At 61.7% G+C, this 15,836-nt stretch carries 12 protein-coding genes; 4 read left to right on the top strand and 8 right to left on the bottom strand.

All coding sequences use genetic code 11. The features are described from left to right. Positions 1-105 precede the first annotated feature (105 nt). The 4 genes from U1E69_RS09055 (at position 106) to U1E69_RS09070 (ending at position 3,415) form a co-directional block, all read left to right on the top strand. Positions 106-1,041 (top strand): DMT family transporter, encoded by a 936-nt coding sequence (locus U1E69_RS09055; protein ID WP_305546603.1) that lies wholly within the window; start codon positions 106-108, stop codon positions 1,039-1,041. Beyond that, positions 1,031-1,654 (top strand): HAD family hydrolase, encoded by a 624-nt coding sequence (locus tag U1E69_RS09060; protein WP_305546601.1) that lies wholly within the window; start codon positions 1,031-1,033, stop codon positions 1,652-1,654. Before U1E69_RS09055 ends, U1E69_RS09060 begins: the two co-directional genes overlap by 11 nt. Continuing rightward, positions 1,651-2,556, top strand: coding sequence for an ornithine cyclodeaminase (locus U1E69_RS09065; protein WP_322244060.1), 906 nt, complete (start codon positions 1,651-1,653; stop codon positions 2,554-2,556). Before U1E69_RS09060 ends, U1E69_RS09065 begins: the two co-directional genes overlap by 4 nt. 103 nt (positions 2,557-2,659) lie before the next feature. Continuing rightward, entirely contained in the window at positions 2,660-3,415 is a 756-nt protein-coding gene (locus tag U1E69_RS09070) for an SDR family oxidoreductase (RefSeq protein ID WP_322244061.1), read from the top strand. A gap of 24 nt (positions 3,416-3,439) precedes the next feature. Here the strand turns inward: U1E69_RS09070 and U1E69_RS09075 are convergent, their stop codons facing one another. The 8 genes from U1E69_RS09075 to U1E69_RS09110 all read right to left on the bottom strand — a co-directional run bounded on the left by U1E69_RS09075 (position 3,440) and on the right by U1E69_RS09110 (position 15,834). After that, positions 3,440-6,079 carry a chromosome segregation protein SMC gene (locus tag U1E69_RS09075; RefSeq protein ID WP_322244062.1) on the bottom strand — a complete coding sequence of 880 codons (2,640 nt, stop codon included), beginning with the start codon at positions 6,077-6,079 and terminating at the stop codon, positions 3,440-3,442. Beyond that, positions 6,076-7,194: a DNA repair exonuclease gene (locus U1E69_RS09080; RefSeq protein WP_322244063.1), complete on the bottom strand. Its 1,119-nt coding sequence runs from the start codon at positions 7,192-7,194 to the stop codon at positions 6,076-6,078. The genes U1E69_RS09075 and U1E69_RS09080 overlap by 4 nt, the downstream gene beginning before the upstream one ends. A gap of 437 nt (positions 7,195-7,631) precedes the next feature. Next, positions 7,632-8,114, bottom strand: a complete 483-nt coding sequence (dut, locus tag U1E69_RS09085) for a dUTP diphosphatase (protein ID WP_322244064.1) — start codon at positions 8,112-8,114, stop codon at positions 7,632-7,634. Next, positions 8,111-9,826 (bottom strand): hypothetical protein, encoded by a 1,716-nt coding sequence (locus U1E69_RS09090; protein ID WP_322244065.1) that lies wholly within the window; start codon positions 9,824-9,826, stop codon positions 8,111-8,113. The genes dut and U1E69_RS09090 overlap by 4 nt, the downstream gene beginning before the upstream one ends. Before the next feature lie 137 nt (positions 9,827-9,963). Then, positions 9,964-10,866 (bottom strand): winged helix-turn-helix domain-containing protein, encoded by a 903-nt coding sequence (locus tag U1E69_RS09095; protein ID WP_322244066.1) that lies wholly within the window; start codon positions 10,864-10,866, stop codon positions 9,964-9,966. A 292-nt stretch (positions 10,867-11,158) separates the two neighbouring features. Further along, positions 11,159-13,492, bottom strand: a complete 2,334-nt coding sequence (gene hsdR, locus U1E69_RS09100) for an EcoAI/FtnUII family type I restriction enzme subunit R (protein ID WP_322244067.1) — start codon at positions 13,490-13,492, stop codon at positions 11,159-11,161. A 252-nt stretch (positions 13,493-13,744) separates the two neighbouring features. Continuing rightward, entirely contained in the window at positions 13,745-14,947 is a 1,203-nt protein-coding gene (locus tag U1E69_RS09105; RefSeq protein ID WP_322244068.1) for a restriction endonuclease subunit S, read from the bottom strand. Further along, complete coding sequence (locus U1E69_RS09110) at positions 14,944-15,834, bottom strand: HsdM family class I SAM-dependent methyltransferase (RefSeq protein ID WP_322244069.1); 891 nt, start codon at positions 15,832-15,834, stop codon at positions 14,944-14,946. Before U1E69_RS09110 ends, U1E69_RS09105 begins: the two co-directional genes overlap by 4 nt. Positions 15,835-15,836: the final 2 nt, after the last annotated feature.

Raw genomic sequence — 15,836 nt, forward strand, 5'->3', positions numbered from 1 at the left:
CGGCAGCCGCGCCCGCCAACCCCTGACCATCTCGCCTCGCCTGCCTGCGGCACCTATGTCGCGGGTAGGACAGACGGAACCCGCGCCGCCGGATCACCTGCCAGCATGGCACGTTCTCAAGCCCTGACCGGCATCCTTTTCGCCATCGGCGGCACGCTGATCTTTTCGGTCAACGACGTCTCGATCAAGTTCCTTTCGGACGGCTATGCGCTGCATCAGGTGATCCTGATCCGGGCCTTCGTGGCGATGGCCTTTATCCTTGCGGTGATCGGCTGGTCCGACCGGGGCTTCGCGCAACTGGTCACCGGCCGATCCCGGATGCACCTGGTGCGGGTCGTCATCGTGATGATCTCGAACGTCACCTACTTCGTCGGCCTTGCCACCCTGCCTTTGGCCGATGCCGTGGCGGTGGCCTATGTCAGCCCGATCATCATCACGCTTCTGTCCATCGTCTTTCTGGGCGAGAAGGTCGGCCCCCGCCGTTGGGCGGCGGTCATCATCGGGATGGTCGGAGTGATCGTCATGCTGCGCCCCGGCGCGGGGGTGATCCAGCCCGCGGCCCTCCTCGTCCTGGTTTCGGCCGTAATGTATGCCGCTGGCAACCTGCTTGTGCGGCACATGGGCGGCACCGAAAGCGCGATGACCCTGTCCTTCTACGTCCAGGCCGGGTTCATCGTGGTCAGTCTTGGCATGGGCCTCTGGGTCGGCGACGGACACCTTGCGACCGACGAGGGGCTTTGGGCCTTCCTGTTCCGCCCGTGGATCTGGCCCCCGCTGCACGACTGGCCGGTCTTTCTGGCGACCGGGCTGTCCGTGGGCATCGGCGGGATGATGGTGACGCAGGCCTATCGCACCTCCGAAGCGGGACTGATCGCGCCGTTCGAATATGTCGGGATGCCGCTGGCGATCCTGTGGGGGCTTGTCGTGTTCGGGACTTTCCCCGACGCGGTGTCATGGGCAGGGATTGCGCTTATCTGCGGGTCCGGCCTGTATGTGATCTGGCGGGAAACCGTGCGGAAACGGGAAGGCGATGCAACCTGAGGCAGTGATCTTCGACATCGGCAACGTGCTGACCCGCTGGCAGCCCGAAGCCTTTTACGACCGCGTTCTGGGCGAAGACCGCCGCCGAGCCCTGTTCGGCGCCGTGGACCTGCACGGCATGAACGCGCTGGTGGACGACGGGGGCCTGTTCCGCGAGACGATCTATGACTGGGCCGACCGCCACCCGGACTGGGCCCCGGAAATCCGGCTGTGGTACGACCGCTGGATTGAGCTTGCCAGTCCCCGCATCGAAGGGTCCATCGCGCTTCTTCGGGCCTTGCGGGCCAAGGGTGTGCCGGTCTTCTGCCTGACCAATTTCGGCAGCTATTCCTATGACGAAGCCCGCGACAAGCTGGATTTCCTGGGTGAGTTCGACCGCGAATATGTCTCGGGCCGACTGAAGGTCTCCAAGCCCGACCCGCGCATCTATCAGGCGGTGGAGGAGGATTGCGGTCTGCCGGCTGACCGGCTTCTGTTCACCGATGACCGGGCCGACAACATCACCGCCGCCGCCCGCCGGGGCTGGCGCACGCATCAGTTCGAAAGCTGGCAGGGCTGGGCCGAACGGCTGGTGGCCGAAGAGCTTTTGACCAGAAAGGAAGCAGGGTTATGACCGTCGAAACCATCGGGCAGGATGCAGAGCGCTTTCTGGACTGGCAGGGCCTTACCCGGGCGCTGGAGGCAGGACACCGGCTGCCCAAGGCCGAGATTCAGGACATCTTCCTTTATCGCCGCGACGACACACTGCTGGACCGCGCGGCCTGGATCGACGGGTTGGGCGCGCTGGTCAAGGTCGCGACGATCTTCCCCGGCAACGCCGCAAAGGGCATGCCCACGATCTTCGGTGCGGTGACGCTGTTCGACGATCTGACCGGCGATCTGAGCGCCATCGTCGACTTTCATCTGGTCACCAAGTGGAAAACGGCGGGCGACAGCCTGCTGTCCGCCTCGCGCCTGGCGCGCAAGGACGCGACCGAGTTCCTGCTGGTCGGTGCCGGTGCCGTCGCGCGCAGCATGGTGCAGGCTTATTCCTCGGTCTTTCCACAGGCCCGCTTCACCGTCTGGAGCCGGACCCGCGAAAGTGCTCAGGCGATGGGCCTGCCCGTGGCCGACGACCTTGAGGCCGCGGTGCGCAAGGCCGATGTGATCTGCTCGGCCACGATGGCGACGTCTCCGCTGATCAAGGGCGACTGGCTGCAACCCGGCCAGCACCTTGACCTGATCGGCGCCTACAAGCCCGGCATGCGCGAGGTGGACGACCGCGCCCTGCAGCGCGCCCGCCTGTTCGTGGACAGCCGCGCCACCACGATCCACCACATCGGCGAGCTGATGGACCCCATCGCCTCGGGTGCCATAACCGAAGCGGATGTGATTGCCGATTTCTACGACGATCCGGCGCTGTATGCCCGACGCTCCGACGACGAGATCACCATCGCCAAGAACGGTGGCGGCGCGCATCTGGACCTGATGACCGCGATGTACATCGCCAGGGCCTGGGCCAGCCGGGACGGCTAGGGCGCGAAAGGCTGGGTGGGACTGCCACCTCGACGCTTGACCATCCCGGTCGCTGCCGCCACTTTGGCCGCCCCGACCCGTCAGCCTGAAATGGATGCTTCGCATGTCCGACCGCTTTGCCAGATACCCCAGCCTTGCCGACAAGGTCGTCTACATCACCGGCGGCGCCTCGGGCATTGGCGCCGAGATCGTTACCGCCTTTGCCCAGCAGGGCGCAAAGGTCGGCTTCGTCGATCTGGACGCCGAGGGCAGCGCGGCGCTGTGTGCGGCGCATCCGAACGTCACGCACCAGGTCTGCGACCTGCGCGATATCGCAAGCCTGCGCGCCGCCTTTGCCGCGCTGAAATCCCGGATCGGTCCGGCGGATGTGCTGGTGAACAACGCCGCCCGCGACGACCGCCACGCGTGGACGGACGTGACGCCCGAATACTGGGACGAGCGGATGGATACCAACCTGAGGCATCAGTTCTTCGCCATGCAGGCCGTGGCACCGGACATGATCGAACGGGGCGGCGGGTCGATCATCAACATGGGCTCGAACAGCTGGTTCGAGGCAGGCGGAGGGTTCCCGGCCTATGCCACCGCCAAGGCCGCCGTGCATGGCCTGACCCGCACGATGGCGCGGGATCTGGGCAAGCACCGCATCCGGGTCAATGCTGTGGTCCCCGGCTGGATCATGACCGAGCGGCAGAAGACCCTATGGGTCAAGCCGGACACGATCGCCGCGCATCAGGCCCGGCAATGTCTGCCGGACCTGATCGAGCCGGTCTATGTGGCCCGGATGGTGCTGTTCCTCGCCTCGGACGATGCGGCAATGTGCACGGCCAGCAGCTACATGGTCGAAGCGGGGTCGATCTGACCGGCACTGAACCGGCGGCGGGCATCAGGCGGCCCCGACGGTGACCGTCGCCCTTTCCCCGCCAAGGGCCGCAAAGGCGCGCTGACGGCAGGTGAAGACCAGGATCTGCTGATCCTTCGACGTCCGGTGCAGCGCATCGAACATCGCCTCGATCCGGTCGTCGTCGGAATGGACCAGAGCGTCGTCCAGGATCACCGGCAGCGGACGCCCGGCTGCGGTGAAAAGCCGGGCAAAGGCCAGGCGGGTCAGGATTGCCAGTTGCTCACGCGTGCCGCCGGACAGGATGTCCAGCGGTTCGTCCTGACCATCGCGGGTCAGAGTGGTGGGCAGAAGCGTGGTGTCGTCGATCACCAGCTGCGCGCCGGGGTGAAGGATGTGCAGCAAAGGCTGCAACTCGCGCAGGACCGGGGCGAAATAGGCGTCGCGGGCCTGGGTGCGGGCCTCCTCCAACGCCCGGCGCAGGCGGGTCAGGGACCGGACCTCGGCCTCGTAGCGGGCGGCGCGGGTGGTGGCCTCGGCCCGTTCCTCGGCCAAAGCCGAAAGCTGTTCCTCCAGACCCTCGTCGGCCAGCGCGGTGATGGTGGCATTCAGACCGGCAAGATCCTCGCGCGCCTTTGCGATATCGCGCGCGGCCTGGTCAAAGGCGCTTTTCGCGCGAGAGAGCCGGGCCTCGGTGGTCGCCAGATCGACGGCCGAGGCGCGCAGGCCCGCCAGTGCGGCTTCGGCTGTCGCGCGTGTCGCGGCAAGTGTCGGCACGGTGTCCTGAAGCGCGGCCATACGGTCGGCAAGCGCGGTCGGGTCCCCGGCCTCGGACCTTGCAGCGGCATGCCCACGGTCGGCCGAGGCGCGGTTGGCCTCGGCGACAGCCCGCGCCTGGTTCGCCTGAACCACAAGCTCATGCGCCGCGCGCAGGGTGGCAGAGGCGGCAGCTTCGGCGCTGTCGGCTGCGGCCAGGTCTGGGGTCAGAGTGTCTGGGTCCTCGCCTACGGCATCCCCGGTCCCCGCCGCTGCGTCTGCCACGGCACGGGCCAGGGCCACCCGCAGCGCGTCAGGGCCATCGGGCGCTATCGCCGCCAGAAGGGCGGTTGCCTGAGCGATCGCGGCGTCGAACGCGCGGACCTGGGCCAGCGCCGCGCGGGCGTCGGTCAGGCTTTCCACGCCGCAGGTGGACAGGGCAGCATCCAGTCGCTTGCGGGCGGCCTGGATGTCGGTCGATGCGTCAGAAGCCCGAGCGGTGCCGGGGTCGATCCGCAAGGTGCCGAAGCCCGGAAGGACCAGGTCCGCCGCCGCCAGCAGCGGCTGGGGGCCGGGCGGCAAGGGGCGGCCTGCCAGAAGCGCCTGCGCGTTGCCATCGGGCCGGGCCTCGATGGTGACGGCCTGAGCCTCGGCCCGGGCCTGGGCAAGGTCCAGCGCCGTCTGTGCTAACTCGGCTGCCGTCACAGCATCGGCGGTTGCCACGATGCGCCCGCGCCCGGCCTGGGCGCGTTCAAGATCGGCCTGCACCTTTGCTGCCTGATCCAGACGCCGTCGCAGGTCTTCGGCCTGACGCTGGGCCAGCCTGGCGGACCTTGCGCGGGTGGCGCGATCCAGACGCAGACGCAGGTCGCGGGCCGTCGCCACCGCCTTTTCTTGCGCAGCGGCAGCAAGGCGTTCGCTCTGGCCCAGGTCCTCGGCGCGCTTGCGCGAGGTGATGGCGGCGTCGTCGGCACGGCGCAGGGCCTCCTCTGCCGCGGTCAGCCGGGCGGTCAGGGTGGCAAGACGCGCAATCTCGGTCTCGGCCCGTTCTGCATCAAGGCGCGCCAGACGCAGGGCCGCTTCGGCCTGTGCGATCCGCGCTTGATGCGCCAGCGCATCCCGATGCATGGCATCCGCCTTCTCAAGTGTCTGGCTCCGCTCGGCCACGGCTTCGGGGTCGGTCAGCCGGGCAAGCGCTCGCTGCAGATCGGACCGGCGGGCCAGGTCGCCGGACAGGCGGTCCGCGCGGGGTCGCAAATCGGCCTCGCGCGCGGCCAGAGCCTCAACCTGATCCAGCGCCCGTTTCCATTCGCCATTGGCCTTGGGCCGCCCGCTGTCGGTCGCCAAAGCCGCCAGCGCTGCAGTCACCCTGTCGACGACCAGATCCATCCGCCGCCCGCCGGTCATCATGTCGATTTCCCCGGCGACCGACGACAGCAGGTCACGCCGGGTGGCCAACCCGCGTTCCCGTTCGCGCCTGTCGTCGGTGGCGGTGCCTTCGGGCTCCATCCCCATCAGCCCCTGGCGCACCCACAACAGGCCCGAGGGACCCCCAAGACCGCCCCCAAGGGTCCGGTCGATCCAGGCCTCCGCCTCGTCCGCCTGCGCGACAAGGCGGCCCGAGGCGTCCAGCACTTGCGCCTGGGGCCGTTGCAGCCAGCGCTTGGCGATGCGGAAGCGGCCTTGCGGCAGGTCGATTTCCACGGCCACTTCCGGCGCACCCCCTGCATGGGGTTGCAGCGCCTTGATGACGGCGTTTCGGCTGCCGTGGCGTTCGAAGAAGACGGCGTGCAGGGCGTCGAAGAAGGTGGATTTGCCGAACTCGTTGGGCTGGCACAGGACGGTGATGCCGTCGCCGATGCCCGAAAGCCGCGCGCTGCGCCCGGCAAAGCGCCGGATGTTGGTCAGCTCGATCGCGCGCAGCTTCATGCCCGGACCTCTTGCGCAAAGGCGTAAAGCCGGGCCAGCGCGGAGGAGGCCGTATCCCGGTCGGCCTGCGACAGGCTGGTGTCCCCGGCTTCGGCCAGCAGCGCCTCGGCCGCCTGGCGCAAGGCCCCGGCGCGGTCGATCTGGTCCAGGTCTTCTGGCAGCGCCTCGACCGCAAGGGCGGTCAGGTCAGCCGCGAACCAGCCGAAGTCGGGGGCGCGATGCGCGAGATCGGCTTCCAGAGCGGCCCGCTCAGCCAGGGGCAGGCGGCCCTTCAGGGTCAGGCGGACCAGATGGTCGCGCGCCCCCGCCTTGGGCAGCAGGGCGGCAACCCGGGCAGTCGCGTCTTCGCCCGGAAGCACCTCGATCTGCGGTCGAAGCCAGCAAAGGCTGGCGACTTCGACAGGGGCAACCTGCGGCATTGGCCCGTCCAGCGTCACCAGCAGTGCCGCGCCCGGGCCCTGATGCTTGAACGCATCCGGCTCTGGCGTGCCGGAATACCAGGTCGTCGGGCTGACCTGCAGCTGCCCATGCCAGTCGCCAAGCGCCAGGTAGTCAAGACCCGACCGCTGGGCCCGGTCCGGCGGGATGATGCCCGTCGCCCCTTCCTCGCCCGAGAAATCGGTGATCGCGCCATGCCCAAGGCCGATCCGGCGCGTCCCGGCAGGCGTGGCGGCTGACATCGCCTCGGTCAGGTCACGACCCGGTCTGCGCTGCGTGCAGGGGGCGGGCAGAAGATGAACACCGGGCGCAAGCTCTACCGGCGTATCCAGGGTCATTGCCCGCAGGTTCGCAGGTCCGTCGGTCGCGATGCGCCGCCACAGCTCGGTCGCGGCCAGGCTGTCGTGGTTGCCGGGCAGCAGCACCCAGGTCAGGTCTGCGGCCTCGCGCATCGCGGTCAAGGCTTGCCGCAGGGTGTCGGGGGCAGGGGTCTCGGCGTCGAAGGTGTCGCCCGCCAGAAGAATGGTCGTGGCCCCGCCATTGCGCGCCGCCGCCGCCAGCCGCCCGATTGCCCCGTGCCGCGCCTCGCGCAGGCGGTGGCGGATGCCTTCGGGAAAGTTGCCGAAGGCCCGCCCAAGATGCAGGTCCGACGAGTGAAGAAAACGATATGCGGTCATGTGCCTAGTTGCCCTGATGCGGGCGGTCCGGGCAATGCCGAACTTCCCGGTTTGCAGCAACACGCGCCGCAGCCCTGTCAGATCAGACGATCCGGACCCTGCAACGCCAGATGCTCTGTTTTGCCGGAGACATGGGACACGCTGACATGCGGCTTGATATTCGGGAATTTGGTCGGAGCGAGAGGAGCTCCCACCATTGCCTTAAGTGCTTGAGAACGCTTGAACCGCCGAGTGCTGGTTAAGTTCTGTGTCCCACTTGTGTGTCGCACCTGCCCTTTTGTCAATGTGCAGGATTTTGGTGAGGGTCATCACAACGAAAGAGTGGACCCGGTGTGACCAATCTTTCTGGCTTGTCGCTGAAGGACACACCGCAACTTGATCAATTCCCAGTGGAAAGGATGAGGGACCTTCTGGCCGCCGGGATGTCTCGACCTGCGTTAGGTAGTTCCGCTAGACCCAAAGCCACTTCCACCACGCTTAGTATCTTGCAGGAACGAGGTTGCTAAGAAGAATGCATCGCATGTCCTTTGGAAACACAGTTGCGCGATACGTGCCCCATGAAGTATCTGGTAAGCCTCGCTTCCATGATTGATCAACAACACCCCGATCTCGCCTCTATAGTCGGCGTCAATAGTACCCGGCGAGTTCAGGACCGTCACACCATGTTGCAAAGCAAGACCAGATCGGGGCCTCACAATCGCTTCGTAACCTACAGGTATCTCTAGCATCAAACCAGTGGGAACTAGTGCGCGACCACCCGCCAGGAGGGATAGCCCAACGGCGCGAACTTCTCCGCCGAAATTGGCGCATATGTCGTATCCAGAAGATGCTGTGGTTTGCCGCGCGGGTATTGGCACTCTTGTATCTGCTGCCTCTGTGTACTTGAAGCGAACGATGCAAGTAACTTCACTATCGCTCATTCACTGCCTCCCTCGGACAAGTCTGTCGCGAAGATTATTCCGGACAACTTCAGAGCGAACTCGGCGGCGTTTCTTGCGGCGAGTTCTTGATCTCCATCCTTCTTGCCTTCTGCCCAGTCACAGATAGACTTCACGACAATCCAGTCTGCGAGTAGCCTGCTCGCAGAGGCGGCTATTCCGGTTGCTTCCATCTCGCCCCCGATTGCATCAGGGAAGCGACTTATTAACTCGGTGCGGAAGTCCGCATCATCGATGAGTTTCATCCCAGAAAGTAGCTCTCCATGATGTACTAATGGGACACCTTCGTTGTACTGAGACCTCAGCGCGCGCGATGCGGATAGAAGTTTGGATGCCGCTGGCACTCTTGTTCCACGTTCTCTTGTCTCGGCCTCACCCTTCCGGACCATCTCGTAGTCAGTGACCATCTCAGAGACAAGGATATCTCCAATGCTCTGCTTGCCCCTCTTTAGTCCAAAGCAGATGCCAACCGAAATAGTATAGTTGGGTTGAATTGCCGTGAATGCATCATTCGCAGTAAGCTCAGAGCCGCTCGCGCCTGTAGAGCCGGCACTGCTTCGGACATGGAATATCTTCTGGTTTGCTCCACGGCTATACTCGCTGGCAACTGCCTTTCCCGCTGATCTGAAGCCCTGGTGCTTGAAGCCATTGAGCGCCAAGGCTCCTCGTACTGCATCATCTTCTGTGTCGGTTGCCGTAAGTAGGAGAACAGTCACAGTGCGCAGTGTACCCATTGTACTCTCCCACTCCCTTGCAAAGTTCGTATTGCGCTTACCTTCGCGTGTTGCTGCATCCCTTATAGCGTCTATCGATATCTCAAGGAACTCATCAAAAGAGGTAATCGGTCTATTGCAATTATCCTTGGCAATGTCGAGAAATGCCGAAGCAGTGTTGCAAACCATTCTGCGCATCGTATCGGCATTGTCGGCTCCAAGTGGCCTGTTCGCCCGCCTCGAAACCTCTGTGAAGGTTGCCCCGAGAAACGAGTTTAGGTGCAGGACAAAGTCGCGGTGAAGTGCGTTTCCGTAGCTCGCATAAGCCCTATCTCGCACTTCGTGAAGTCTCTTCAGTCGATGCCAACCAAGTGACACCAAAGCCTGCGTTAGTACGCGTATATCATACTGTGGGAAAAACGTAAGATCATCAAGGTAGCCAACTAGGCCTACACCCGATGGTATAACTGCATCATTGTTTTCCTTATAATGATCAAAGTAACGCGCAGAGAAAATGTGCGCCGTTGAAGCAAGGACAGGTTCAGATAGATCGCCTTGGTTTGCAATGCGCTCAATGTTTCCGCGAGTTATAGCTATCTCAGGGTTGCTCATTATCATGGCTTGAATTCTTCCAATGCCAGTCTCGAATTTCTTGAGATCGGTATCGAGCGCATGGGAGCCTAGGACCGGAAATCTTGTCACATCATAGTCAAAAATATCCCTGCGCAATAGTTTAGTCATAGAGAAGTTGTTGCGCTTTAGTATGGGAAACCGCTCGAGTTCCCCAGTGTTGCCAAAGTACATCGGGTACTTCTCTGCGACATTTCGATATATCCTCTGTCGACTTGCTACAAAGTCGCCTAGGTCAGTGCTATGGCTCGTTGATATAAGTATGCCTGCCTTAATTAGCTTTTCGACGATATTCTTGAGTTGTGTATAGCTATGTGAGTATTCGATAATCTGGGAGATGTTTGCAGTCATTCCGCAGCAATGTGTTAAGGTCAATACGTCTATCGCCCGGATGTCCTGTTCTTGATTGCGCCCTCCTCTGCTCGCGTGATTAGCTTCGCGATTAAGGAAGTTGAGAAATATAGGGCGCTCTTGCGTCGCGAAGTAGCTCACCGATTGCTCCCAGTGGATAGATACCCACGAGATACTCTATCAAGTTCAGTCAAGTCTATTTGGGTGGTTGGCTGCCACTTCGGTTTAGTGATGTCGAGCCGCCTTATTGGCTGCGAGAGTGGAGATATGTCGCCCTTCGCTTCGATCTCCAATATGAACCACGCATCGCCAAAACTATGATCAATTATGCACCTCTGCGGCCTGAGCATACTTCTTAGAAATCGCTCATCCCTGATTGTGGAAGTACCTTTCTCCGATAGGTTTCGAAGTACTTCTCTCGCGGCGCTCATGTCGATGCCAAAGTCATCTGCACTAAATAGGTCACGATCAAACTCATCAATATAGCGCCGTAGCCCTATCGAAAACTTTCCTATATCTTCAGAGAAGGGAGAATGCTTGCCAAGAGAATAGGTGAAGTAGGCATCCTTCTGCCGGATGATTGAGAATGTACCTATCCTGATCGCCCCCTCTGGTAATTGATCCATCGAACTGTAGCGGCCGCTTTTCTTTAGGAGCTTGACGAGTTCCGCCGCACTTGTGCTCTCTAGTCCGTGACTTGGCATGGCGGGCAAGTAATGTAGCACTCGACCTTGGGAGGGCGGTCTTGTTCGTCCCGGGCTTGAAAACTCCCTTCGTACATCGGGGGAGAGCGTCGGATCGTCCGAAAGCTCTCGGAGAAAGTAGATGCCTGGGCCGGTTCTGTAGAAGGCGGAGTGGTCTCGATGTTCCGATATGTCTTCAGTAATCCTTGCTTGCAGTGTCTTGTGCATGGTCTCGCCGCTGAGGTCGGCAGGCATGAGCCCATAGCGTGCTGCGTCGTGTAGAATTTCTTGAGCCGTGAGCGGGCGCCCACGTACTGAGATCACCTTTCGGGCAACTTCAAGGTAGCGACTAGACATAAGCGCAACCCTGAAGAGAATGCGTTCTGTGTCAAGAGGATGGTGATGTGGGCGGGGAGTTATACATAAGCTCCTGCCCCAATTGGTCCGTCGGCGCCGAAGGTGCTGCGAGGTCTGAACGGTCCCTTTGAGGGGGGAGCCGGGTCATGGTGTGAATTTCCGACACACTTGTTTGACGGGCTATCCAGATAGAGGAGGATGGGGCTTAGGTACTGCGGCGCCCCCCTCCAAGGGGCCAATATCGGTATCCGATTTTGGCGATCCGTGAATACAGTCCTAGTGTTGCCTGCTGTTAGGAGGTCACCCGGTCTTCGTACAGCGCAAGCTGCATGCGTCGAAAGGCGTCCCGTACTAATGCCAACTCTCCCACCTTGCCCTTGCTTTCGCCTACACTTCCGTACCGCGCAGTCAAGAACTGGCCCAACTTGCGCGTGGCGAGTTCGCTTTCGCCTGTTGCCTCATAAGCTTTCAAGATGGTCAGCAAGAGTTCGGCGATCTCATCCGCGAAGCTACTCATCCGGCTTTCTCTGACAGCCTGTGCGCGGTCATGTCGCGTCTTCGGTGGCTTGGTGAACATCACGTATGCGAGCACATCGTATAGGTCGCTCTGTGCTGCATCGACCAGTTGGCGGATGTCTTCTAGCCGGTCTGCGTTATAACCGTAGTCTTCGAGTTGCTTGAGAAAGTGCGCCCGGTTGTCGGGGTCACTCCAGGCAGTGCGCAGTTGGTCTTCGTCCGCAATCAGCTTGGACAGATCGCCGAACAGCCTCGACAGGAAGTCTGCCGCCGAGATCGGTTTGCCGTCCGCGTCCCAGTAGGTTGTCGATCCGATGAAGCGGATAGACCGGGCCTTTCCGTCTGCCAACTGCACCACAATCTTCTGGCGTGGGCCATCATCTACTTCGTTGTCAAGTTCGTCGCCTGACAGTTCAGGATCGCCCGTCTGCTCTGGTGTGGCGCGAGGTGGCCCAGGGGGTTCGGGGTCGAGAGGTTCGCCATCCCATTCGGGGTCGTTGAAATTCTCATGCGCCTTCACGAAGTCCCAAATGGTGAAGAAGTCCTTGCCCTCATAAGTGCGGGTTCCGCGTCCGATGATCTGCTTGAACTCGATCATGGAATTGATGGGGCGCATCAGCACGATGTGACGCACGTTGCGGGCATCCACTCCGGTAGATAGCTTCTGCGATGTTGTCAGGATTGTCGGGATGGTCTTCTCGTTGTCCTGAAAGTCGCGCAGGTGCTGGTTGCCGACTTCCCCATCTCTTGCAGTCACCCTGTGGCAATAGTCCGGGCTTGTGCTGGCCTTCACCTGATTGATCAAGTCCCGGACCAAGCCCGCGTGGTCTTGGCTGGCACAGAAAACAATCGTCTTCTGCCGCTGGTCGATCTGCACCATGAACTCCCTGACACGGGCCAACTCTCTTTCGGGGATGATGATGCGGGTGTTGAAGTCGCTCTCAGTGAAGGCCTCGCCGTCCTCTACCTCGCCAGCTACCACCATGTCGGTGCCGTCATAGACGTACTCGTCAATCGTGCTGGCCATCTGCCGCACCTTGAACGGGGTCAGGAAGCCGTCTTCGATGCCGTCCCGCAGGGCGTAGGTGTACACCGGCTCGCCGAAGTAGGCGTAGGTGTCGGCGTTGTGCTTGCGTTTGGGCGTGGCGGTCAGTCCTAGCTGGGCTGCGGGGGCAAAGTATTCAAGCAAGCTACGCCACTCGCTTTCGTCCTTGGCCCCGCCCCGGTGGCATTCGTCTATCACAATGAAGTCAAAGAAGTCGGGGGAGTACTGGGTGTAGACCGGCTCGCCCTCCCCCGTCATGAAGGTTTGAAAGATGGTGAAGAACAGGCTGGCGTTCTTCGGTGGCTTGCCCCGGTTCTTGCGGATGGTGTCAGGGTCGATCCGGGTCACGGCATCATTCGGGAAGGCAGAGAAGGCGTTGTACGCCTGATCGGCCAGGATGTTTCGGTCGGCCAGAAATAGGATGCGGGGGCGGCGGGTCGGTTCGCCCGACAGGTTCCATTTCGCCTGAAACAGCTTCCAAGCGATCTGGAAGGCGATGGAGGTCTTGCCGGTCCCCGTGGCCAGTGTCAGCAGGATGCGCCTGTCGCCCTTCGCCACGGCCTCCAGCACCGCTGTGATGGCGTTGTGCTGGTAGTAGCGGAGTTCCCATTTGCCGCCGTCCGTCTCGAACGGCACGGCCCCGAAACGGTCGCGCCAAGGATTGGGGTCGGGGAAGGTTCGCGCCCAGAGGTCTTCGGGGGTGGGGAAGGGCAAGGACAGGTCGCCCTCCGCCCCAGTGACCATGTCGATCTGATACCAGCTGATCCCGTTCGAGGCATAGGCAAAGCGGGCACCCAGACGCGTGGCATAGTCCTTGGCCTGCCCCACCCCGTCGCGGTGACTGATGCCCGCACGCTTGGCCTCCAGCACGGCCAGCTTGTGGCCCTTGTGGGTCAGGACGTAATCGGCAGATAGGCCTTTCTTGCGTTTGCCGCCGGACTGGATGCGACCGGGGCAGATGGTTTCCCGGTGGACCCGTGAGCCGTTCAGCCCCCATCCCGCCGCTGCCAAAACCGGATCGATGCGATTGGCGCGGGTGTCGGCTTCGGTTTCCATCTGGGTCATATTAGCCCATCAACGCTTAGGCCCGCAGAACCCCCTTGGCAGGCGGGGCACTTGCGATGATGGAAGTCCGATCCGTTCGCGCCATAGCGATGGCTGCAGAGTGCACCGCTTCCCAAGCGTCGGGCGCAGACCAGCACCCAGACATACTGCATGTGGTCCGTGCCGGGACGGTCGGTGCGGGCGATCAACACCTGATCGTTGATGTTGACGTCACCGAGTTGGCGCTTTGAGGTTCCCATGGGGTTTCATACCTCAGCTGAGTTCGCCCGCGAAGGCCTTTTGCAGGAGGGATTGGCGGAGGGCATCGAGGGATTGGAGTTTCTTTTCGGCACGTTCAACCAGCAAATCCAGTTGAACCCTCAAGATGCGAACTTGATCTATTATCACTTCTTGGACCTCAAGGGTCGGAGTTGGAAAGCCAAAGTCAGGGAAGTCCTTGATTGAAAGTCTGTCCACAGTCGCGCCCTTGATTGTCTTCTCCCGCAGGAACTTCTGAAACTCTGGTGAGAGGTAGCAAAGCACGAAGTACTCGGGGTCGATGACTTCTCGGTTTAGCCGCACCAATCCCATACGTCTGCCCAGGCAGCACTTCATCCCATCTGGGATTAGGCCCACCTGGCCCAACCTTGTTTCGTAAGAAAAGACCACATCGCCACCACGTGGCGTAACTCGCTTCGTCCACCGAGCAAAGTCTTCGTCCGTGACGTGCCTTGTCTTTGCGAGTTCGATCCTTCCGTCGACCAAGGACGATATTCCAAGGAACAGTGGCCCTTCGGCTACCGTTTTTGGAGTAGCGTGAGGACCATCAAAAACTCTGCCAATCTCGGAAATCTTAAGACACGGCCAATCTGATGCCCGACTAAAGATGTGACCTATTGTGCTGTCAAACAACTCCCGCGCGCTCTGGAGGTTGGCTTCTGCGTGGGCGCGGGCGCGGGTCAGGCCCTCGAAAGCCTCGTCCAGAACCGCAACGATCCGCTGTTGTTCTTCGAGTGGGGGGAGGGGGATGGAAGTGCCGTTTGCACGGGAAATCGTGAAAGTGCCAACGGTCGCACCGTCACTTGCAATGACTTGGTGTCGTAGGCCACTCCACTCGAATGCATATTTTACGAAGGCGGCCTCAACAAAGGACTTAGGCCGAAACCAAAGAACACTGGCGTCCTTAAAATAGAACTGGTCGTGCTCTTGAACGACATAGCAGGCACCAAGCGTGCCAACCGCAGACACCATGAGGTCGCCCGCAGTCGGAACCCCGTGGCTCTTGCGTAGCCGAGCGAAGTGGTCCTCTGAGATGAACAGTTCATTATCAACCGCACCGAACTTGGCGAGCTTCACAACCTCTCGTGCCCTGTAAAACGGGACACCACTCCGCGTCCATTGGCTTTGCAGAACACGCTTACTTGAGCCGATATCATAGACTTCGCCAAGCGGCTTGACTTCCCACCCAGCCTTCACAGCATCCCCCGAATGCTTTCCAGAATGTCCGCCGTCTCGGCATCGCGAGCCAGCATGTCGGCGATGATGTCCTCGGGGCTGCGCAGGGCCGCTGCCTCGGGTGCGTTGGGGTTTTTCACCGACAGGTCGCAAGTCGCCTCATCCAGATCGGACCGCTTCACAAGCCAAGACCTCGGCCCAAGGGCACGGGTGCGCTGCAGGGCCACGAACTCGGCCAGGTCGGCGTCGTTCAGCGGGTTGGTCTTGCCCATGCTCCGGCCCGGATCAAGCTGGTAGAACCACACATCCCGCGTCGGCGCGCCCTTTTCAAAGAACAGCACAACGGTCTTGACCCCGGCCCCCTGAAACGTGCCTTGCGGGCAATCAAGGATGGTGTGCAACTCTGCCGCTCCCATCAGTTCCCGGCGCAGGGCCACGCTGGCGTTGTCGGAATTGCTCAGGAAGGTGTTCTTGATCACCACCGCCGCCCGCCCCCCGGCCCGCAGCTTGCGGATGAAGTGCTGCAGGAACAGGTAGGCCGTCTCACCCGTGCGGATGGGGAAGTTCTGCTGGACCTCTCGCCTCTCACCCCCGCCAAAGGGGGGATTGGCCAAGATGATGTCGTGGCGGTCCTTCTCCTGTATGTCCATCACGTTTTCATTGAGCGTGTTGGAGTGGACAAGGTTCGGGGCCTCGATCCCGTGCAGCACCATGTTCATGATGCCGATGATGTAGGCGAGGCCCTTCTTCTCTTGGCCAAAGAAGGTGCGGGTCTGCAGGGTCTCGTAGCCCGCTGCAGTCTGGGCCTTGGGTCGCAGGTAGTCATAGGCTTCGCAGAGGAAGCCTGCGGAGCCGACTGCGCCGTCATAGATCGTCTCGCCGATCTGCGGGTCGATGACCTTGATCATGG

The sequence above is a fragment of the Tabrizicola sp. genome, from assembly GCF_034366665.1.
Classification (GTDB): Bacteria; Pseudomonadota; Alphaproteobacteria; order Rhodobacterales; family Rhodobacteraceae; genus Tabrizicola.